General features: G+C 56.9%; 16 protein-coding genes. 13 read left to right on the top strand and 3 right to left on the bottom strand.

Annotated elements, in window-relative coordinates:
* Positions 1-66: 66 nt before the first annotated feature.
* Entirely contained in the window at positions 67-933 is an 867-nt protein-coding gene (locus ABLV64_RS00460) for a GNAT family N-acetyltransferase (protein WP_004202384.1), read from the bottom strand.
* Between the two features lie 508 nt (positions 934-1,441).
* On the opposite strand from ABLV64_RS00460, the gene ABLV64_RS00455 reads away from it, so the two are divergent.
* From ABLV64_RS00455 to lysS, 7 genes are all read left to right on the top strand, one after another.
* On the top strand, positions 1,442-2,362 hold the full coding sequence (locus tag ABLV64_RS00455; RefSeq protein ID WP_017898813.1) for a Kdo(2)-lipid IV(A) acyltransferase: 921 nt from the start codon (positions 1,442-1,444) through the stop codon (positions 2,360-2,362).
* Between the two features lie 100 nt (positions 2,363-2,462).
* Positions 2,463-2,735, top strand: a complete 273-nt coding sequence (locus ABLV64_RS00450; protein WP_004202387.1) for a DUF1471 domain-containing protein — start codon at positions 2,463-2,465, stop codon at positions 2,733-2,735.
* A 290-nt stretch (positions 2,736-3,025) separates the two neighbouring features.
* The gene (gene cadC / locus ABLV64_RS00445) at positions 3,026-4,594 is read left to right on the top strand and encodes a lysine decarboxylation/transport transcriptional activator CadC (RefSeq protein WP_004202388.1); all 1,569 of its coding nucleotides are present in this window, start codon (positions 3,026-3,028) and stop codon (positions 4,592-4,594) included.
* Between the two features lie 365 nt (positions 4,595-4,959).
* The gene (gene cadB, locus ABLV64_RS00440; protein ID WP_004202389.1) at positions 4,960-6,294 is read left to right on the top strand and encodes a cadaverine/lysine antiporter; all 1,335 of its coding nucleotides are present in this window, start codon (positions 4,960-4,962) and stop codon (positions 6,292-6,294) included.
* Between the two features lie 82 nt (positions 6,295-6,376).
* Positions 6,377-8,524, top strand: a complete 2,148-nt coding sequence (gene cadA / locus ABLV64_RS00435) for a lysine decarboxylase CadA (protein ID WP_002892486.1) — start codon at positions 6,377-6,379, stop codon at positions 8,522-8,524.
* A 59-nt stretch (positions 8,525-8,583) separates the two neighbouring features.
* Positions 8,584-10,059 carry a dipeptide permease DtpD gene (dtpD, locus tag ABLV64_RS00430; protein ID WP_004202391.1) on the top strand — a complete coding sequence of 492 codons (1,476 nt, stop codon included), beginning with the start codon at positions 8,584-8,586 and terminating at the stop codon, positions 10,057-10,059.
* Positions 10,060-10,378: 319 nt separating this feature from the next.
* A complete protein-coding gene (lysS, locus tag ABLV64_RS00425) occupies positions 10,379-11,896 on the top strand; it encodes a lysine--tRNA ligase (protein ID WP_004202393.1) in 1,518 nt (505 codons plus the stop codon).
* Between the two features lie 131 nt (positions 11,897-12,027).
* Here lysS and ABLV64_RS00420 read toward each other — a convergent pair whose 3' ends face one another.
* Positions 12,028-12,453, bottom strand: a complete 426-nt coding sequence (locus ABLV64_RS00420; protein ID WP_202678164.1) for a hypothetical protein — start codon at positions 12,451-12,453, stop codon at positions 12,028-12,030.
* Positions 12,454-13,026: 573 nt separating this feature from the next.
* Here ABLV64_RS00420 and iolE point away from each other — a divergent pair.
* The 3 genes from iolE to ABLV64_RS00405 are packed head-to-tail and all read left to right on the top strand — an operon-like array spanning position 13,027 to position 16,157.
* The gene (gene iolE, locus ABLV64_RS00415; protein ID WP_023319878.1) at positions 13,027-13,947 is read left to right on the top strand and encodes a myo-inosose-2 dehydratase; all 921 of its coding nucleotides are present in this window, start codon (positions 13,027-13,029) and stop codon (positions 13,945-13,947) included.
* Positions 13,944-15,116, top strand: coding sequence for a Gfo/Idh/MocA family oxidoreductase (locus tag ABLV64_RS00410; protein ID WP_004202397.1), 1,173 nt, complete (start codon positions 13,944-13,946; stop codon positions 15,114-15,116). Before iolE ends, ABLV64_RS00410 begins: the two co-directional genes overlap by 4 nt.
* Positions 15,117-15,125: 9 nt before the next feature.
* The gene (locus ABLV64_RS00405; RefSeq protein ID WP_049093707.1) at positions 15,126-16,157 is read left to right on the top strand and encodes a Gfo/Idh/MocA family oxidoreductase; all 1,032 of its coding nucleotides are present in this window, start codon (positions 15,126-15,128) and stop codon (positions 16,155-16,157) included.
* 377 nt (positions 16,158-16,534) lie between these two features.
* Here ABLV64_RS00405 and ABLV64_RS00400 read toward each other — a convergent pair whose 3' ends face one another.
* Positions 16,535-17,542 carry a Gfo/Idh/MocA family oxidoreductase gene (locus ABLV64_RS00400; RefSeq protein ID WP_004202399.1) on the bottom strand — a complete coding sequence of 336 codons (1,008 nt, stop codon included), beginning with the start codon at positions 17,540-17,542 and terminating at the stop codon, positions 16,535-16,537.
* Positions 17,543-17,645: 103 nt separating this feature from the next.
* Here ABLV64_RS00400 and ABLV64_RS00395 point away from each other — a divergent pair, with 103 nt between their 5' ends.
* From ABLV64_RS00395 to ABLV64_RS00385, 3 genes are all read left to right on the top strand, one after another.
* A complete protein-coding gene (locus ABLV64_RS00395) occupies positions 17,646-18,665 on the top strand; it encodes a LacI family DNA-binding transcriptional regulator (protein WP_048294337.1) in 1,020 nt (339 codons plus the stop codon).
* Positions 18,666-19,094: 429 nt separating this feature from the next.
* The gene (locus ABLV64_RS00390) at positions 19,095-20,018 is read left to right on the top strand and encodes a sugar ABC transporter substrate-binding protein (protein WP_002892597.1); all 924 of its coding nucleotides are present in this window, start codon (positions 19,095-19,097) and stop codon (positions 20,016-20,018) included.
* Between the two features lie 32 nt (positions 20,019-20,050).
* Positions 20,051-21,535, top strand: coding sequence for a sugar ABC transporter ATP-binding protein (locus ABLV64_RS00385; RefSeq protein WP_004202401.1), 1,485 nt, complete (start codon positions 20,051-20,053; stop codon positions 21,533-21,535).
* Positions 21,536-21,542: the final 7 nt, after the last annotated feature.

Genomic DNA, 21,542 nt, shown 5'->3' with positions numbered 1-21,542 from the left:
GCGAGGCGAACGTCAGCGCGACCTTCGTGGTGACCTATAACTGATCGGCCTGACGGCGCGGCGCCGTCAGGCATGTGCCAGTAAAGGAAACATCAACTTCCTGTCTTTAAACAAGTTTTCCTTCTGGTCATAGACAAAGAGGATATCTTCTCCCTCAATCTTCTCGTACTCGCCGAGCCGGTCTTCATTGGGGGTAAAGCCGAGGATAGCCTGGTAAACATGGTCATCGGCCAGCTCGTTGACCAGCGTCGACAGGCTTTTGCCCGCATCGCAGAACAGGTCAAAGCAGATCAGCACCGGACCGTTTTGCATGGCGATAACCACTGCCTCATTTTTTGCCGAATAGTAAACGAAATGCTTCATAAAGGCTGAGCAATAAAACATCAGCAGGCCAAAGTTGTGCTCCACCCGCAGCGGTGAGAACGGGTTGGATTTTTCATAGTAATGGCGGAGCAGGGCGACATCGTCAGCGCTGTCCATATCCAGTTTGCGAAAATCACCAGCGCGCGGAGCGACCGGCATAATATATTGATGCTCTTCGCTGCGGGTGAAACCAAATTTGGGGTAAAAATCCACCGTGGTGGGATTGGCAAATAAAAAGAAGGCGTCCGCCTCCTGCTGCCAGTCCTGCAGAATATGGTGGATAAGCTGGCCGGCTAATCCCTTATTACGGTGGTCCGGTTCGGTCATCACGGTACCAATCTGAATATACCGCCGGGGCTCGCCCTGCCAGCGCAGATCGATGATGTTGGCCGAGGCGTTAGCGATAATTTTATTACGTTCGACAAAGGCGTAGGGGATATAGGCGTCGGTCCAGTAACCTTGCTGATACCACTCTTCAAAAGACAGGTCGAAAGTCTTAACGGCAAGGTCAATGAAGCTTTTTCTTAATATGTTATTTTCTCTGACTTGCTTCACTAATTGATAATTCATTGTCATAGTTCCTTCTCACTATGGCTTCTGAAAGCGACGACGTCGGCAAAGGCACTTGCGTCGAATGAGCGCTGTAAACGTAGCATATCTGGGAAAAGGATCCGCAATGTCGATGCTTAACCTTTGCCCGAGTCACAAATAACCGCATGAAGGCGTCACAAATGACGTTGAACATCCCGCCGCGCAGCACGTTATCTCCGTGCTGCAGAGCAACCAAGGGGCCAATGCAACAGGCGATGAGAAAATATGCTGTTTGTTTTTTGGGCAACCAGTCGCGCTGTAGAGGTCTGGTTTATTTTTTTATGCGTAAAAAAGGAAGTTTTACGCGATGTGGCTAATAATAGAGTAGCCGCAATCGCAAGACTGAAATTAGTGATTGAACAACGTATAATATCGTGCTTTGTGTCTTAGTGTTACCGCACGAATTGGAAAAATACAACCGGCAGGATCCGCTACTTTATTTCGCGGTTTTTGCTCAGCTATTATTGAGTGAATTAACAGGATTACTATGTCAAATTTACCCAAATTTTCCCGCGCGCTGTTGCACCCGCGTTACTGGCTGTTATGGCTGGGAATTGGCCTCTTATGGCTGCTGGTGCAATTACCGTATCCGGTGATCTACCGACTGGGCACTGCGCTCGGGCGGCTGGCAATGCGGGTGATGAAAAGCCGCGCACGGATTGCCAGACGTAATCTCGAACTCTGCTTTCCCGCGATGAGCGTCGCCGAGCGTGAGGCACTGCTGGTGAAAAACTTTGAATCGCTGGGCATGGGGCTGATGGAGACCGGCATGGCCTGGTTCTGGCCGACGCACCGGGTGGCGCGCTGGACCGAGACCAGCGGCGTAAACGAGGTGGTCGAACTTCTGGAACAAAAGCAGGGCATCTTACTGATCGGTATCCATTTTCTGACCCTCGAAATGGGGGCGCGAATGTATGGCATGTTTACCCCGGGGATCGGCGTCTACCGGCCCAATGATAACCCACTGATTGACTGGCTGCAGACCTGGGGACGCTTGCGCTCGAACAAGACCATGCTGGATCGAAAAAATCTGAAAGGCATGGTCAGGGCGCTGAAAGAGGGAGAGATCCTCTGGTACGCGCCGGATCATGACTACGGGCCGGCCAGCAGCGTTTTTGCGCCGCTGTTTGCTGTCGAGCAGGCGGCGACCACCACCGGCACCTGGATGCTGGCGAAGATGTCCGGGGCGACGATTGTGCCGTTTGTTCCGCGACGCAAGCCTAACGGTATGGGATATGAGCTGATCTCCCTGACGCCGGAGCGCACGCCGCCGCTGGCCAGCGCCGAGGTTACCGCGGCGTGGATGAACCAGATTATCGAACAGTGCATCCTGATGGCGCCTGAACAATATATGTGGCTGCACCGGCGCTTTAAGACCCGCCCGGAAGGGGTGCCGCCGCGTTACTGAACGCTGCGGCCAAAAAATCAGCGCACCGGTAGCACGCTTATTAAATCGCCGTCTATACTGAAAGAGCCTGATCTAAGGCCCATTCCAAGGAGATTGCAGGATGAAAAAAGTGATAGTCGCGTTAGCCCTTTCCGCCGTTGCATTTGGCGCGTCCGCCGCGCAGTTGATCACCAAAGAAGAAGCTAAACACTTCAAACTGACCAAGGTCGGACCGATCTCGGTGGGGCCGTCAGGTGGGCAGTTCTCTTCACCTTCCGATCTGCACGATCAGCTCTCTAAGCTGGCCGATGAGAAAGGCGGAAAGTACTACGTGATTACTGCTGCGCGTGAGCATGGTCCTAACTTTGAAGCCACAGCGGAAGTGTATAAATAATCGATTCTTCCGCGTGCCATAACGGCACGCCATTGACTGAGCCTGGAGCGCATTACGCCTCCGGGCTTATTTTTTTCCGCTGCCCACGTTCCGCCGGCTAAGCGGAAGCGAAAAACGTTTTTTATCGCTATATATCAATTTGATGATCACGATGTTAATGAAATATTGCTTTTTATTGTCGCTAAAAGGCGAATTCCAACCTAATGCCTGAGGGAGTGACCCCTGGCAAAAATAGGTAGGACAAATGTGTTATCATCGCGCCTTTCCCTTTTTGTCTGGGGCTTTCTTGTATGCTACAACCTGTTGTTCGCGTCGGTGAATGGCTGGTAACCCCCTCTGTAAACCAAATCAGCAGGAAGGGGCGCCAGCTTACCCTTGAACCGCGTTTAATCGACCTTCTGGTCTTTTTCGCTCGCCATCCGGGGGAAGTGCTTAGCCGGGACGAGCTTATCGAAAACGTCTGGACCCGGAATGTTGTGACCAGCCACGTCGTCACGCAGAGTATTTCTGAACTGCGCAAGTCGCTCAAAGACGGCGACGACGTTAGCCTTGAGTACATCGCGACGGTACCCAAACGGGGGTATAAGCTCACGGTGCCGGTGATCTGGTGCACCGAAGAAGGGGAGGAACTCGCCCCACAGATGGAGGCGCTGACGCCTTCGCCTTCGGTCGCCGCGACCGCGCCGCCGGCTGCCGGTGCGCCGCCCGATGCGCCCGTCTCCGCCGCCGATCCCGCCGTGCCAGCTCCCGCTCCGACAGTGGCCAGCGCGCCGTCAGTGCGTAAACGGCTCACCACTGCCCTGGTGTGGGGACTGTTCCTGTTGGCGCTGGGCACCTGCGTGGCGCTGGTGGCGCTGTCGAGCATGGAATCGCGGCCGCCGGTCAACAAGGCGCGCCTGTTGCTTAATCCGCGCGATATCGATATCCACCTGGTGAATGGTAACTCCTGCACCAACTGGTCGTCGCAGCACTCCTACGCGGTCGGCCTGGCCAGCCTGATCACCACCTCGCTGAACACCTTCTCGACCTTTATGGTGCATGACAAAACGGACTACAACATCAATGAGCCGAGCAGTTCCGGTAAAACGCTAACCATTGAGTTCGTCAATCAGCGCCACTACCGGGCGCAGCAGTGCTTTATGTCGGTCCAGTTGGTGGATAATGCCGACAGCTCGACGATGCTCGATAAGCGCTACTTTGTGACCAATGACAACCAGCTCACCATCCAGAACGATCTGATGAACAGCCTGTCGGATGCCCTGACGCAGCCGTGGCCGGCGCGGATGCAGGCGATGCTCAGGCAGTATCAACCCTCGCAAAGCGTGGCGTTAACCTATTTCTACCAGTCGCATCAGCTGTTAATGAAGGGCGATGTTGACTCATTAAGCAAGGCCAGCAGCCTGCTGGATGATGTGATTAAGCGGGCGCCTGATTTTATTTACGCGTATGCCGAAAAAACGCTGGTGGATGTATTACGCCATTCGCAACAGCCGCTGGATGATAAACAGCTGGCAGCCCTCTATAGCGAAGTTGAGCGGGTAGGGGAGATGCCGGGTATTAAAGACATGGCGATTTATTATCAAGTAAAAGCGGTGGATTTACTGGGGAAGGGCAAAGTCGATGAAGCGAATACCGCGATTAACAGTGCGATCGATTTAGAGATGTCGTGGCTGAATTATGTGCTGTTAGGCAAAGTCTATGAGATGAAAGGTGAGAACCGGCTGGCAGCGGATTCTTACATTACGGCGTTTAATTTACGCCCCGGGGGAGACACATTGTACTGGATTGAAAACGGGGTTTTCCAGACGTCGGTCAACCGGGTGGTTCCGTATCTCGATAATTTCCTCTCTTCAGAATAAGTAAACCCTCATCGTGTACAAGGTTTTGGGCATGATGAGGTTAAATTTATGTTTCTCATGAAGCCTCATGTTGTTATTTGTATTTAGCATTCAGGAGGCTTTAAATAACAGTTCGGCAACACACCGCATCTGGTTTAAGTGCATGTAAAATAACAATGTTTATCTTTTTCTGACACCCTGTTGTCATGTTTATATGTTAAGCGAAAAAGGTCAAAATATCATTTGTCTGATGTTTGTTGTTATTTCACTTTATCTTTAGGACTTATCTCGTACAAATCAGTAATCTTGTTGGCAGTTGGTCGGGTCAATTAATGGTTCTGTATCATGATCTGTACCTCCCAAATAAACTTAGGAGAAAAACAACCATGAGTTCTGCCAAGAAGATCGGGCTATTTGCCTGTACCGGTGTCGTCGCCGGTAATATGATGGGGAGCGGTATTGCATTATTACCTGCGAACCTGGCCAGCATCGGTGGTATTGCCATTTGGGGCTGGGTAATTTCAATTATTGGTGCGATGTCTCTGGCTTATGTTTATGCCCGACTGGCCACTAAAAACCCGCAGCAGGGTGGCCCAATTGCTTACGCAGGAGAAATATCTCCGGCATTCGGTTTCCAGACCGGTGTGCTTTATTATCATGCAAACTGGATTGGTAACCTGGCTATCGGGATTACCGCGGTTTCTTATCTGTCTACGTTCTTCCCCATTTTAAATAACCCGGTGCCAGCAGGGATTGCCTGTATTGCCATCGTGTGGATCTTTACTTTCGTTAATATGCTCGGCGGGACCTGGGTCAGCCGTCTGACCACCATTGGTCTGGTGCTGGTGCTTATTCCAGTGGTGATGACCGCGGTCGTCGGCTGGCACTGGTTTGATGTCGCTACCTATCAGGCGAACTGGAACACCTCCAGCACCACCGATAGCCACGCGGTCATTAAAAGTATCCTGCTCTGCCTGTGGGCCTTCGTTGGCGTAGAATCCGCCGCCGTGAGTACCGGGATGGTGAAAAACCCGAAACGTACCGTACCGCTGGCTACCATGCTGGGTACTGCGATGGCCGGTATCGTCTATATCGCCGCGACTCAGGTTATCGCCGGTATGTATCCTGCTTCTCAGATGGCCGCGTCGGGTGCGCCGTTCGCGATTAGCGCCTCCACCATCCTCGGCGGCTGGGCTGCGCCGATGGTATCCGCTTTCACCGCCTTTGCCTGCCTGACTTCTCTGGGCTCGTGGATGATGCTGGTTGGCCAGGCAGGTGTCCGCGCCGCCAACGACGGTAACTTCCCGAAAGTGTATGGTGAAGTTGATAGCAACGGTATCCCGAAAAAAGGCCTGCTGCTGGCCGCGGTGAAAATGACCGCGCTGATGGTACTGATTACCCTGATGAACTCCGCCGGTGGTAAAGCCTCTGACCTGTTCGGCGAACTGACCGGTATCGCGGTACTGCTGACCATGCTGCCTTACTTCTACTCCTGTGTTGACCTGATTCGTTTCGAAGGCATCAACATCCGTAACTTTGTCAGCCTGATTTGTTCGGTACTGGGTTGCGTGTTCTGCTTCATCGCGCTGATGGGCGCAAGCTCCTTCGAACTGGCCGGCACCTTTATCGTTAGCCTGATTATCCTGATGTTCTATGGTCGCAAAATGCACCAGCGCCAGAACAACACATCGGATAGCAACAGCCCCGCTAACGCGCACTAATCAGTAACCCTTTTTCCTGAGGCTCCTTCCATCACCTGTCATAGCGCGACGGGAGGGGCTTTCTACATCTGGAGATTTGACTATGAACGTTATTGCAATCATGAATCACATGGGGGTTTACTTCAAAGAAGAACCCATCCGTGAACTGCATCGTGCTCTCGAACGCCTGGACTTCCGCATTGTCTACCCGAACGACCGTGACGACTTATTAAAACTGATCGAAAACAACTCTCGTCTGTGCGGCGTGATCTTCGACTGGGATAAATACAATCTCGAGCTGTGCGAAGAAATCAGCAAAATGAACGAGTACATGCCGCTGTATGCGTTCGCTAACACCTACTCCACGCTGGACGTTAGCCTGAACGATCTGCGCATGCAGGTTCGCTTCTTCGAATATGCGCTGGGCGCTGCGGAAGATATCGCGAACAAAATCAAACAGAACACTGACGAATATATCGACACCATTCTGCCGCCGCTGACCAAAGCGCTGTTCAAATATGTGCGTGAAGGCAAATACACCTTCTGTACCCCGGGCCACATGGGCGGTACCGCCTTCCAGAAAAGCCCGGTAGGCAGCATCTTCTACGATTTCTTTGGCTCCAACACCATGAAATCCGATATCTCGATTTCGGTTTCTGAACTGGGTTCCCTGCTGGACCACAGCGGCCCGCACAAAGAAGCGGAAGAGTATATCGCTCGCGTATTCAACGCTGAACGCAGCTATATGGTGACCAACGGCACCTCTACCGCCAACAAAATCGTCGGTATGTACTCCGCGCCGGCAGGCAGCACCGTATTGATTGACCGTAACTGCCACAAATCGCTGACTCACCTGATGATGATGAGCGACATTACGCCGATCTACTTCCGTCCGACCCGTAACGCCTACGGCATCCTCGGCGGTATCCCGCAGAGCGAATTCCAGCACGCGACTATCGCCAAGCGTGTGAAAGAGACGCCGAACGCGACCTGGCCGGTACACGCGGTGATCACCAACTCGACTTACGATGGTCTGCTGTACAACACTGACTTCATCAAGAAAACCCTGGATGTGAAATCCATCCACTTTGACTCCGCGTGGGTGCCTTACACCAACTTCTCGCCGATCTATGAAGGCAAATGCGGGATGAGCGGCGGCCGCGTCGAAGGGAAAGTGATTTACGAAACCCAGTCCACGCACAAACTGCTGGCGGCGTTCTCTCAGGCGTCGATGATCCACGTGAAAGGCGACGTTAACGAAGAGACCTTTAACGAAGCCTACATGATGCACACCACCACCTCTCCGCACTACGGGATCGTGGCGTCCACCGAAACCGCGGCAGCGATGATGAAAGGCAACGCCGGTAAGCGCCTGATCGACGGCTCTATCGAACGTTCCATCAAGTTCCGTAAAGAGATCAAACGTCTGAAAGGCGAGTCTGACGGCTGGTTCTTCGACGTATGGCAGCCGGAACATATCGACGGCCCTGAATGCTGGCCGCTGCGCTCCGACAGTGCATGGCACGGTTTCAAAAACATCGATAACGAACACATGTACCTCGACCCGATCAAAGTCACGCTGCTGACTCCGGGGATGAAGAAAGACGGCACCATGGATGACTTCGGTATTCCGGCAAGCATCGTGGCGAAATATCTCGACGAACACGGCATCGTGGTGGAGAAAACCGGTCCGTACAACCTGCTGTTCCTGTTCAGCATCGGTATCGACAAAACCAAAGCGCTGAGCCTGCTGCGTGCGCTGACCGACTTCAAACGCGCGTTCGACCTGAACCTGCGGGTGAAAAACATGCTGCCGTCGCTGTACCGTGAAGATCCTGAATTCTATGAGAACATGCGTATTCAGGACCTGGCGCAGAACATTCACAAACTGATTGAGCACCACAACCTGCCGGATCTGATGTTCCGCGCCTTCGAAGTGCTGCCATCGATGGTGATGACCCCGTATGCCGCGTTCCAGAAAGAGCTGCACGGTCAGACGGAAGAAGTGTACCTCGAAGAGATGGTCGGCCGCGTCAACGCCAACATGATCCTGCCGTATCCTCCGGGAGTGCCGCTGGTGATGCCGGGTGAAATGATCACCGAAGAGAGCCGTCCGGTGCTGGAGTTCCTGCAGATGCTGTGCGAAATCGGCGCCCACTACCCGGGCTTCGAAACCGATATCCACGGCGCCTATCGTCAGGCGGATGGTCGTTACACCGTTAAAGTGCTGAAAGAAGAGAATAACAAGTAATAGACGCACACCAGGGAAGTGGCTTGCCACTTCCCTTTTTCACGCTGCAAGGAGAACACATGAAAACACCCTCACAGCCGCGCGCGATTTACTACATCGTTGCGATCCAGATCTGGGAGTACTTCAGCTTTTACGGCATGCGCGCCTTACTCATCCTCTACCTCACCCACCAGCTTGGCTTCGACGACAGCCACGCCATCAGCCTGTTCAGCGCTTACGCATCTCTGGTTTACGTTACCCCTATTCTCGGCGGCTGGCTTGCCGACCGCCTGCTCGGCAACCGCACGGCGGTGATTGCCGGGGCGCTGTTGATGACTCTCGGCCACGTGGTGCTGGGCGTTGAGTCGACCTCCGCATGGAGCCTGTACGTCGCGCTGGCGATCATTATCTGCGGCTATGGCCTGTTCAAATCCAATATCAGCTGCCTGCTTGGCGAACTCTACGCCCACGACGATCCGCGTCGCGACGGCGGCTTTTCGCTGCTGTACGCCGCCGGCAATGTCGGCTCCATCGCCGCGCCCATCGCCTGCGGGCTGGCGGCCCAGTGGTACGGCTGGCATATCGGCTTCGCCCTGGCGGGAATCGGTATGTTCATCGGACTGATGATTTTCTTAAGCGGCAGCCGCCATTTCCGGCATACCCGTGGCGTCGATAAACCGGCGCTGCGGGCGGTGAAATTCGTGCTGCCGACCTGGGGCTGGCTGCTGGTGATGCTGTGCCTTGCGCCGGTGTTCTTCACGCTGCTACTGCAAAACAACTGGTCCGGCTATCTGCTGGCGATCGTCTGCTTGTTTGCCGCCCAGATGGTGGCGCGGATCATGATCAAAGCGCCCGAGCATCGTCGCGCGCTATGGCAGATCGTCCTGCTGATGCTTGCCGGGACGCTGTTCTGGGTGCTGGCTCAGCAGGGCGGGAGCTCGATTAGCCTGTTTATCGACCACTTTGTTAACCGCCGCCTGCTGAACTGGGAGGTGCCGACGGCGCTGTTCCAGTCGGTTAATGCGGTGGCGGTGATGGCGGCCGGCGTGGTACTGGCGTGGCTGATGCGTCCGGAAGGCAGCGTACGTTCGGTGCTGCGCGTCTGGTTGAAATTCGCTTTCGGCCTGCTGCTGATGGGCGGCGGCTTTATGCTGCTGGCGCTTAATGCCCGCCACGGCGCCGCTGACGGTCAGGCCTCGATGGGCATGATGGTCGCCGGGCTGGCGATGATGGGCTTTGCCGAACTGTTTATCGACCCGGTGGCGATGGCGCAAATCACCCGCCTGAACATGCCCGGCGTCACCGGGGTGTTGACCGGGATCTACATGCTGGCCACCGGCGCGGTGGCCAACTGGCTGGCGGGCGTGGTCGCCCAGCAGACCACCGAATCGCAAATCAGCGATACGGCGATTGCCGCCTATCAGCATTTCTTCTCGCAGATGGGGGAATGGACCCTCGGCTGCGTGGCGGTGATGGTGATTATCGCCTTTGCCGCAGCCTGTAGCGTCGGCAAACGCCGCGCGGCGGCTGGCGAACTTCCCGGCGGCGGCGCCTGATGCGCGTCCCGGCGGGCTATCGGCCAGCGCGATTTATCGCCCCGGTAAGCGCAGCGCGACCGGGGGTATCCCATCAACAGCGGAGCGCAAAGCCGCTCCTTGCACAGCGTAGTGAACAGGAGGAGGATATTCTGGCAGGCGCGGAAGCCAACGATAAAAAATACCGTTAGTGAAGGCATAGCTGAGTGAGATCAGCTTGAAGTGAAGCCAGATTCGTTACTCTTGTTCTTCGGTGTAAAGCCGGAGACAGGCCGCGCGGAAGGGTGACCTGGTTCAATTTATCGAAGCTAGTTTGAAAGCAAGGTTATGAGGAACCCATATGTCTGAACAACAAGCACAAGGTGCCGATGAGGCCATTGACCTTAATAATGAACTGAAAACTCGTCGCGAAAAACTGGCTGCGCTGCGTGAGCAGGGCGTAGCTTTCCCCAACGATTTCCGTCGCGATCATACCTCTGACCAATTGCACGCTGAATTCGATGCGAAGGATAACGATGAACTCGCTTCCCTGAACGTTGAAGTTGCGGTGGCCGGCCGGATGATGACCCGCCGCGTGATGGGCAAAGCCTCCTTCGTCACCCTCCAGGACGTCGGCGGCCGTATCCAGCTGTACGTGGCCCGCGATGACCTGCCGGAAGGCGTCTACAACGAACAGTTTAAGAAATGGGATCTCGGCGACATCATTGCCGCCCGCGGCAAGCTGTTCAAAACGCAAACCGGCGAACTCTCCATCCACTGCACCGAGCTGCGCCTGCTGACCAAAGCCCTGCGCCCGCTGCCGGATAAATTCCACGGCCTGCAGGATCAGGAAGTCCGCTATCGCCAGCGCTATCTGGATCTGATCGCTAACGAAGAGTCGCGCCATACGTTCCGCATCCGCTCGCAGATCCTCGCGACCATGCGTCAGTTCATGGTGGCTCGCGGCTTTATGGAAGTGGAAACCCCGATGATGCAGGTGATCCCTGGCGGCGCGTCCGCCCGTCCGTTCATCACTCATCACAACGCGCTCGATCTCGATATGTACCTGCGCATCGCGCCGGAACTGTATCTGAAACGTCTGGTGGTCGGCGGTTTCGAACGCGTGTTTGAAATCAACCGTAACTTCCGCAACGAAGGGATCTCGGTACGTCATAACCCAGAGTTCACCATGATGGAACTGTACATGGCGTACGCGGACTACAAAGACCTGATCGAACTGACCGAGTCGCTGTTCCGCACCCTGGCGCAGACGGTGCTGGGCAAAACCGAAGTGCCGTATGGCGACCAGGTGTTTGACTTCGGCAAGCCGTTTGAAAAACTGACCATGCGCGAGGCGATCAAAAAACATCGTCCGGAAACCAACATGGCGGATCTGGATAACTTCGACGCGGCGAAAGCGCTGGCGGAATCTCTCGGCATTCAGGTAGAGAAAAGCTGGGGTTTGGGGCGCATCGTCACCGAAATCTTCGATGAAGTGGCGGAAGCGCATCTGATTCAGCCGACCTTCATTACCGAATACCCGGCGGAAGTTTCCCCGCTGGCGCGCCGCAACGACGTGAACCCGGAAATCACCGACCGCTTCGAGTTCTTCATCGGCGGCCGCGAAATCGGTAACGGTTTCAGCGAGCTGAACGATGCGGAAGATCAGGCGCAGCGTTTCCAGGATCAGGTCAACGCCAAAGCGGCGGGCGATGACGAAGCGATGTTCTATGACGAAGACTACGTCACCGCGCTGGAGTACGGCCTGCCGCCGACCGCCGGTCTGGGCATCGGTATCGACCGCATGGTGATGCTGTTTACCAACAGCCATACCATCCGCGACGTAATCCTCTTCCCGGCCATGCGTCCGCAGAAGTAATCTGTTGCACTCCCTCCCGGCCCGCGCCGGGAGGTCTCCCCGCATGAGTCACATCACATTGCTTGCCTGGCCGGATGAACCGGTCACCGCAGTCTATCGGCATGGTGTGCCCCCGCCGGGGAGCAGGGAGTTTACTCTATTTTTTGCAAAGTGCCGCGCTGGCTGCCGTTTGTCCAGTTGCCGTTAAAGGCGTCGTTGAGAGTAAAGGTTGAGTTTTTCACCCGGAAAGTCAGCTTACCCTGGCTCGCTTTCGCGTCCTCCACCAGATGACCATGAGTTTTCACCGTTTTAGCGGTGACGGTAATCTCATCAATTTTATCGCCATATTGAGTATAAACATACCAGGTGCCCAGCCAGGGGCCGAAGCCGCTGCTGGCCTGCTGCGCGGCGGCGGCATTCTCGGCTTTGGTTTTATGAATATCGCAGGTGGTCCCGTCGGTCATCTGCGTACAGCCGGAGCGTTCAAGCTGCTCCCGGTATTTCGCGCTAATGGCGTGGGCCGGCGCGGCGGCGACCAGCGCCAGGGTGAGGGTGGTGAAAAGCCAGGTCTTATTCATCTTATTGTTTCTCATTGCGATAGCGGCGCGCATTGTCATAAAGGTTGATACACATTGGTGTATTCTCCGGGGGCGTCAGAATAAATATAACCGCAGCCATTCCTGACAAATAATGAGCAGAAAGGCGAAGGGTTATTTATTTGTAAGAACATCATTACCCTGATTTTATTTATCACCGTATCTTCCCGCTGCTTGTCATATTATTGCAGAGAGAATGTTAAGTAATTGATGTTTTAAAAGCGATTATTTGTCACTTACGCAAATAACAGCAGGCCAGGCCTGGGCGCAGGGTTAAAGCCCGCGCTGGTGCGATATTGAGTTTTTTTCATATTGCTATCATCATATTTCGAATGAAAGGGATAACCTCTGAAACGGGTTATTAAGCCAGTAATTTTTATCTGCAAAATAAGCCTGCGGCAAGCATTATTTCCATTAATTTTTCAGGGCTACTGGCGACAACGGATATTCCGCCCGCGGCAATGATGGATTTCCATCATTTCTCCGTTTTCATCGCTGGTCGTCGCCTGCTTATAGTGACGGCACACCAGACGACTGGCTGAAAAGGAGATAAACATGGCGACAGAGCACCTGCAGTGGGGCATTAGCCCCCTGTGCTGGACCAACGATGTGCTGGAGGATTTAGGCGGCGATATCCCTCTCGACACCTGTCTGCGCGAGGCGCGGGAGGCGGGATTTCAGGGCATTGAGTTAGGGCGCAAGTTTCCCCGCCAGGCGGAGACGCTGGGGCCTCTGCTGGCGGCGGCTGACCTGCGGCTGGCGTCCGGCTGGTACAGCGGCTTACTGGCTGACCGCAGCGTGGAAGCGGAGCTGGAGGCGGTGCGGGGCCACGCGCAGCTCCTCCAGCAGCTCGGCGCCAGGGTCATGGTCTATGGCGAGTGCGGGCAACTGCCCGGTGAAACGCCGCTTGATGAGCCGATCTCGCTCTCACCGCCGTTAAGCCGCGTCAGTCTGACGGCGTATTGCCATAAGCTGAATACCTTTGCCGACCTGCTGCTGCGGGACTACGGTCTGCGGCTGGCCTATCACCATCACCTGATGATGCTGGTGGAGCACGACGATGAGCTGGAGCGGTTTCTGTCACAGACCCATGACAACGTCGGGCTGGCGTTTGATACCGGACACGCCTTCGTCGCCGGGGTCGATATCCCGCGCGTGCTGGAAAAATATGGTCACCGTATACGCCATCTGCATCTGAAAGACGTCCGTCCGCAGGTGCTGGGGCGCCTGTATCGCGAAAACCTGAGCTTTAACGAGGCGGTGCGCGCCGGGCTGTTTACCATCCCAGGCGACGGCTGCATCGACTATGCGCCGATCCTCGACTTTGCCCGCGACAGCGACTACCGCGGCTGGCTGATTATCGAAGCCGAGCAGGACCCGGCGATGGCGCCGCCGTTGGCCACCGCCCGCCGCGCCTTCGCCTGGCTGGCACACCATTTCTCGTCCCCTTCATCATCAGAGGAGCACGCATCATGAGCGCACGGTTAAATATTGGTCTCATCGGCTCCGGTTTTATGGGCCAGGCGCACGCCGACGCTTACCGTCGCGCGGCCATGTTCTATCCCGATCTGCCGAAGCGCCCCTATCTTTACGCGCTGGCGGATCAGGATCAGGCGCTGGCCGAACGTCATGCGGTGAAGCTGGGGGCGGAGAAGGCTTACGGTGACTGGCGCGAACTGGTGAACGATCCGCTGGTGGACGTGGTGGATATTACCTCGCCGAACCATCTGCACTACACGATGGCGATGGCGGCGATCGCGGCGGGTAAACATGTCTATTGCGAGAAGCCGCTGGCGGTTAACGAGCAGCAGGCGCAGGAGATGGCGCAGGCGGCCCGGCGCGCGGGGGTGAAGACCATGGTGGCCTTTAATAACATCAAAACCCCGGCGGCGCTGCTGGCAAAGCAGATTATCGCACGGGGCGATATTGGCGAACCGGTGCGCTTTCGCGGCACCTTTGATCAGGGGTTTTATAACGACCCGAACCTGCCCTGGTCCTGGCGCTGCTCGAAAACCCTCGGCGGCAGCGGGGCGCTTGGCGACCTCGGCGCCCATACCCTGTCCGTCGCCCAGTTTTTGATGGGCGGGATCCGTGAAGTGACCGCCAGCGCGCAAACCTGTCTGCGCCAGCGTCCGGTACCGCAGACCGATGCCGGGTATGCCAGCCGGGTCGCGGCCGATGCCGAGTGGCGGGAAGTGGAAAATGACGATCAGGTTCAGTGTCTGGTCAATTTTGACAGCGGCGCCGCGGGGGTGATTGAAGCCTCGCGCATCGCCGCCGGGCGCATCTTCGGCGTCTTTTGGGAGGTCTCCGGCACCGAAGGCACGCTGTATATGGACGGGGAGCGCTTTAACGAACTGCAGGTCTATCGCTTCCGCGATGACAAACACGACCGCGGCTTTAAAACGCTGTATGCCGGGAGCCAGATCCCGGCCTATGCCGGCTTCTTCGGCTTCGATTTTGGCGGCGGTGGGTTGGGCTATTTTGACGTCAAGGTGATTGAAGTGCATGACCTGGTGCAGGGGATTTGCGGGGACGACGACTGCTATCCCAGCTTTGAATTTGGTTTACAGAATCAGCGCGTGCTGTCGGCGATTGAAGCCTCAATGGTCAGCCGTCGCTGGGTTAACGTGGTTAAGGATTAAGGAGCCGTTATGTTTCCCTCACAATTACCGACCCCGCGCCGCCCGGCGGCGCAGAGCATTCCCTCCCTGCGCTGGGGCATCATCGGTCCAGGCTGGATCGCCGAGCGCTTTGTGCACTCATTGAAAACCCAGAGCCGGCAGCAGGTGGTGGCCGTTGCCTCCCGCAGCCAGGCGAAGGCCGACCGGGTAGCCGCGGAATGGGGGATCCCCCAGGCTTACGGCCATGTGGCGGAGATGCTGGCGCGTCCGGATATTGATGCGGTGTATATTGCGACGCCGCACAACCATCACTTTCCCGACGGCATGCAGGCGCTGAAGGCGGGCAAACACGTGCTGATTGAGAAGCCCTTCGCGCTCAACCTTGGCGAAGGACGTGAACTGCAGGCCGAAGCCGCCCGCCAGGGAAAGCTGGCGCTGGAGGCGATGTGGTGCGATTACGCGCCGAAGTATGATGTGATCCGCCAGCTGCTGGAGGATGGGGTACTCGGCGACCTGCATACCCTGCTGGCCGATCACGGCGAGTATTTTACTACCGACCACCGCATCTTTAATGCCGACCTTGCCGGCGGGCCGATGATGGATCTCGGCAGCTATCTGACCTCGTTTGCGCTAATGGTGGGCGGCATGCCGCAGGAGATAGTCGCCCGCGGCAGCGCGACGGCAGAGGGGCTTAACGGCCAGACGTCGATGCTGTTCAGCTGGCGGAACGGGATGCAGGGGCTGTTAAACACGACGTTGTTCAGCAACACGCCGGGCGGGGCAGTGGTGGCCGGACGCCAGGCGACCCTGACGATCGACGGTCAGTTTTACGCCCCCGGCGGGTTCACCCTCGCCGCCAGCCAGGGCGGGCAGGCGCTGCGCTGGGAAGAGCCGCGCAATCGCTACGACCAGCTGTTCTGGCAGGCGGAGCATTTTGCCTGGTGCATCGGTCAGGGGCTGCAGGACTCACCGCTGCGGCCGCTCAGTCGGGTGCTGCAGAATCTGCAAGTGATGGATGAGGTGCGGCGCCAGGTGGGCGCGGTGTTTAACGAAGAACGCTAAGGGGCCGGCCGGGCTTTGGTTTGCAGGCAGCGCGAGCGTGTCCGCCATTGCCCGGCACCGGGACGCGCACGGTGCCGGCCGTCCTGGCCCGGCGGCGCTGCGCTTGCGCGGGCCTGGGATGTCACTGCAACTATTTGATATGGATGATTATCATGGCCCCCCAGGCCGGGCAAGGCGTCGCCGCCGCCCGGCATACAAACGGCTCCGCGTCGGCCGTCCTTGCCCGGCGGCGCTGCGCTTGCGCGGGCCTGGGATATCTATGCAACCATTTGATATTAAAGCAGATTAATGCCTGTGTTATGTAGGCCGGGCAAGGCGTTGCCGCCGCCCGGCATAAAGGCAGGTTCAGAGCCTGATAGCTGGTGCCACGCAACCCCTCATCGACAGTCGTCGACGGCGACAAACTGGCCGCGCTGCAGAGACTGAACCGCCGCTTCGGCAATCGCCTGCGCCTGCAGGCCGTCCACCAGGCCGGGCAGGTCGGCCACGGTTTCACCATTCAGAGCGCGGATAAAGGCGTCAAGATGCTGGTAATAAGATCCTTGCACCCGGCTGAACCAGTCCGGCCACAGGCCTGGCTCAATGCGCTGATTGCCGCGCCACAGGGTAGGGCCCACCGGCGACTGGCTACCGGACTCCAGCGCGCCCTCTGCGCCCAGCAGGGTGATCCGTTCATCATACCCGTGGCCGGTGCGGCGGGTGTTGTCCAGCTGCGCCAGCGCGCCGCCGCGCATCTGCATCATCAGGATGGAGGTGTCAACATCGCCAAATTCGGCGATTTCCGGCAGGGCCAGCGCCGCGCCCATCGCCGCCACGGTATGCACTTCATCGCCGGTGAGAAAGCGCAGAAGGTCGAAGAAGTGAATCGCCTGATCGCGCATCTGACCGCCGGAGCTGCGCAGATAGTCGAGCGGCGGCATGCTGGAGGCGCGGCAGACCATCTGCACCAGCTCCACCCGACCGATCGCGCCCTGCTCCAGCTGGCGGCGGAGCTGCTGATGGCTGCTGTCGAAGCGCCGGTTAAAGCCGACGGTGACCGGCACGTTCAGGGGAAGCACCCGCTCCACCACCTCGCGGGCGCGCGCCAGGGAGAGGTCGATCGGTTTTTCGCAATAGACTGCCTTGCCCGCCCGGGCGGCGGCTTCCAGCAGTTCGGCATGCGACGGGGTCGAGCTGGCGATCAGCACAGCGTCGATGGCGTCGCTACGGAGAGCCTCGCTCACCGTCACCGCCCGGGCGCCATAGCGGGCGGCCAGCGCCTGGGCGCGCTCCGGCGCGACATCGGCTACCATCGTCAACTCGCTCCCGTCATGACGGGCGAGGCTGGCGGCATGAACCTGACCGATAAAACCACTGCCTACCAGGGCAAAACGTTTGCAATTCATTATTTTTCTCCAGAATGGCGAAGGGACGGTGCCACCATAATCGGTTTGCTAAACTCACTGACACTGCCGTTTTGATGTATTTCCATCATTGAAGAGAGGGGCGATGAAAAACATGTCACTGGCGATGCTGGCCAGACAGATTGGCGTCGGCGTGGCCACTGTGGACCGGGTGCTGAACGAACGCGGCGGCGTATCGCCGCAGACCACGCGCAAAGTGCTGCAGGCGGCGCGGGAGGCGGGGCTGAAGCGGATCCTGCCGGAGGAGCACCGCTTTCCGTGGCAGATTGAGCTCTTTCTCAGCAGCAATGACTCGTTCTTTTTTCCGCAGCTGGCGCAGGATTTCGCCGCCGTCGCGGATAGCCTCGGCTATCGCCGTCTGACCCTGCACCGCACCTTTGTCCCGGAGTCGCAGCCGGCGACCCTGGCCCGGCGCATTATGCGCAGCTGCCAGCAGCGTCAGGGGATCATCGTCTTCGGCAATGACCACCCTGTGGTGCATGACGCGCTGCGCCGCTGCCGGGAAGCGGGCGTCCCCGCCATCACCCTGGCGACGGATCTGCCCGGCGCCGACCGGCTCTGCCACGTCGGGATCAATCAGCTGCAGGCTGGCCGCACCGCGGGGTTAATGATGGGGAGAATGACGCCGCGGCCCGGGGAGGTGCTGATGGTGAGCGGCCGGGAGGATTACAGCGCGCATCGCCTGCGCATCCAGGGGTTCCGCGAGGTGCTGAGCCAGCGCTTTCCCCACCTGCAGCTTAATGAGGTACTGGCAGGCGAGGAGCGGCGGGAGCAGATCACCCGCCTGCTGGAGCAGGCCCTGTGCCGCAGCCGGCATATTGTCGGGATCTATAATACCGGGCTTGGCAATACTCAGATTGCCGAGGCGCTGGCTCGCCACCGCCGCGAAAGCGACGTCTGCTGGATCACCCATGAGCGCTACAATACCACCCGCCAGCAGCTGGCCCGGGGCAGCCTGGCGTTAACGCTCGATCAGAACACCCGCCAGCACGCCCAGCTGGCGATCGACCTGATGCTGCGCCATCTGGAGTCCGGCTATCAGCCGCAAACCTATGCCGACGGGAAAGTCGACTTTATCCTCTACAGCGCCGAGAACGTGGACTAAGGCGTGCGGCGCCTCCCTTCCTGACAACACGGATTTCCCCGGCGGGTAAATGCCAACCCCGCCGGGGGCGATCGCTTTAAAGCGTTGTCTGCCTCTCATTTTTCGCTCATTTATGCAGCAATGTTAGATGTCTGTCAAAATTCTGTTACTGCATAGTTTTAAAATTTTCATTTCAGTTATTTACTTATAAAAGTTTCAAATGTCTTGTTAATGAAATAAATGGTCTGGAATTCACGGTGTGGCATAAATGGACTGATGTTTCAAAAAAGTGATGATAAAACAGTCATTATTTGTGATTCCGATCACGGCGAAATGCGGAAAACCCCGCAGCGCCGTCGCCGTCATAACAGACATTTGTCGCAACCTGATTGAAATTAATTTTTCATTTTGTTTCATTCACCGGCGTACCTACAAAATCAAGGATCAACTATGAATATTAAGAAAACGATTGTTGCCTCTTTGTTAGCCTGCATGCTGCCTGCGGTGGTTATGGCAAAAGATGTCTCCATTGGCGTCTCGATGGCGCTGTTTGACGATAACTTCCTGACGATCCTGCGTACCTCGATGCAAAAAGAGATGAAAAAAGATGGGGTGAAATCGCAGATCGAGGACGCGAAAGGGGATGTCTCCCAGCAGCTGCAGCAGGTGCAGAACTTTATAGGCCAGGGGGTGGACGCCATTATCGTTAACCCGGTGGATACCAATGCGGTGAAACCGATCATGGATCAGGCCACCAAGGCCGGGATCCCGCTGGTATTTGTGAACCGTCGCCCGCAGGCGGAGCTGACCGACAAGATGGCCTATGTGGGGTCGGACTCGATTCTCGCCGGCCGTCTGCAGATGGAAGCGCTGGCGAAAGCGATGAACGGCAAGGGCAATGTGGCGATCCTGCTCGGCGACCTGGCGAATGAATCTACTCGCGACCGCACCAAAGGGGTGGAAGAGGTCGTCGCCAAATACCCGAACATCAAAATCGTGCAGAAGCAGACCGCGAAATTCACCCGCAATGACGCCGTGGACGTGGTCAGCAACTGGATGACCAGCGGCGAGGATATCCAGGCCATCGCCTCCAACAACGATGAAATGGCGATCGGCGCCCTGCAGGCGCTGGGTAAAAACCCGAACCATATTCTCATCGCCGGCGTGGATGGCACCCCGGATGCGCTGCAGATGCTGAAGAGCGGCAAGATGATCGCCACCATCTTCCAGGATGCGAAAGGCCAGGGCGAGGGCGCCGTAGACGCGGCCATCAAGCTGGCGAACGGTGAGAAAGTGGAGAAAATCATCGACGTGCCGTATCAGCTGATCACCAAAGAGAACATGGCTGAATTTACCAATCGTAATCAGAAATAATCCTGGCCAACCCGCTGTACGGAGGTGGATGTATGAACGCTTTTGCCCTTGAAGCCGAAGGTATCAGTAAGTTCTTCCCCGGCGTGAAGGCGCTCGATAATGTCTCATTACGCGTGCGCCCGGGAACGGTGCACGCCCTGATGGGTGAGAACGGCGCCGGTAAATCCACGCTGATGAAGTGCCTGATCGGTATCTATCGCCCGGATAAAGGATCGATTCGCGTGAAAGGAGAGCCGGTGGAGTTTACCGACACCATGGATGCGCTGCGCTCGGGGATATCGATGATCCACCAGGAGCTGAATCTGGTGCCGCATATGACGGTGGCGGAGAATATCTGGCTGGGGCGCGAGCCGATGAAGTACGGCTTTGTCGACCACGGCCAGCTGACCCGCCAGACCCAGGCGCTGCTGGATAAGCTGAATATTCGCTTAACCGCCGACCGGCTGGTGGGCGACCTGAGCATCGCCGCCCAGCAGATGGTGGAGATTGCCAAAGCGGTCTCATGGAACGCGGATATTGTGATCATGGATGAGCCCACTTCGGCGCTGACCGAAGGCGAGGTAGCTCACCTGTTCACCATCATCCGCGACCTGCGGGCCCAGGGCAAAGCGATCATCTATATCAGCCATAAAATGGATGAGATCTTCGCTATCACCGATGAGATCAGCGTCTTTCGCGATGGGACCTGGGTGGGGAGCAAAAACACCACCGAATTTACCCGCCAGTCGCTGATTACCCAGATGGTGGGCCGCGAATTAACCCAGCTGTTCCCGAAATTTAATAACACCATCGGCGAAGAGGTGCTGACGGTACGCAATCTGACGCGCCAGGGCGTGTTCCATGATGTCAGCTTTACCGTGCGTCGCGGCGAGATCCTCGGCGTGGCCGGGCTGGTGGGCGCCGGGCGCAGCGAGGTGATGGAAAGCCTGTTTGGCATGGAACGCTTCGACAGCGGCGAAGTGCTGATCGACGGGGCGCCGGTGACCATTGATTCCCCCTCCGTGGCGATTGAAAAGGGAATGGCGTTATTAACCGAAGACCGTAAAAAGTCGGGCCTGTTTCTGGTGCTGTCGGTGCTGGAAAATATGAGTATCGTCAAAATGCCGGAATATATCGGCAAGAGCGGTTTTGTCCAGCACGTGAAAATGGCCGAAGACTGCATGGAGCAAATCCGTCGGCTCAATATTAAAACGCCGACGATGGATCAAATTATTAATAACCTCAGCGGGGGGAATCAGCAAAAAGTTCTGATTGCGCGCTGGCTGTTAGCGCAACCGAAAATCTTAATTCTCGATGAGCCGACCCGCGGCATCGACGTCGGGGCGAAGGCGGAAATTTATCATCTTATCAGTGAACTGGCGAACCGGGGGGTGGCGGTCATTATGGTCTCCTCTGAGCTGCCGGAAATCCTTGGCATGAGTGACCGGGTCATGGTGATGCATGAAGGCCGTATCACCGGCATCCTGGAAAAAGACGAAGCCGACCAGGAAACCATTTTGTCGTTGGCATCCCATTGAGGCACAG

Source organism: Klebsiella sp. JB_Kp031 (genome assembly GCF_040064295.1).
GTDB classification, from domain to species: domain Bacteria; phylum Pseudomonadota; class Gammaproteobacteria; order Enterobacterales; family Enterobacteriaceae; genus Klebsiella; species Klebsiella quasipneumoniae.
Note: the sequence above shows the minus strand (reverse complement) of the source record. Positions and strands in the feature narration are given on the sequence as shown.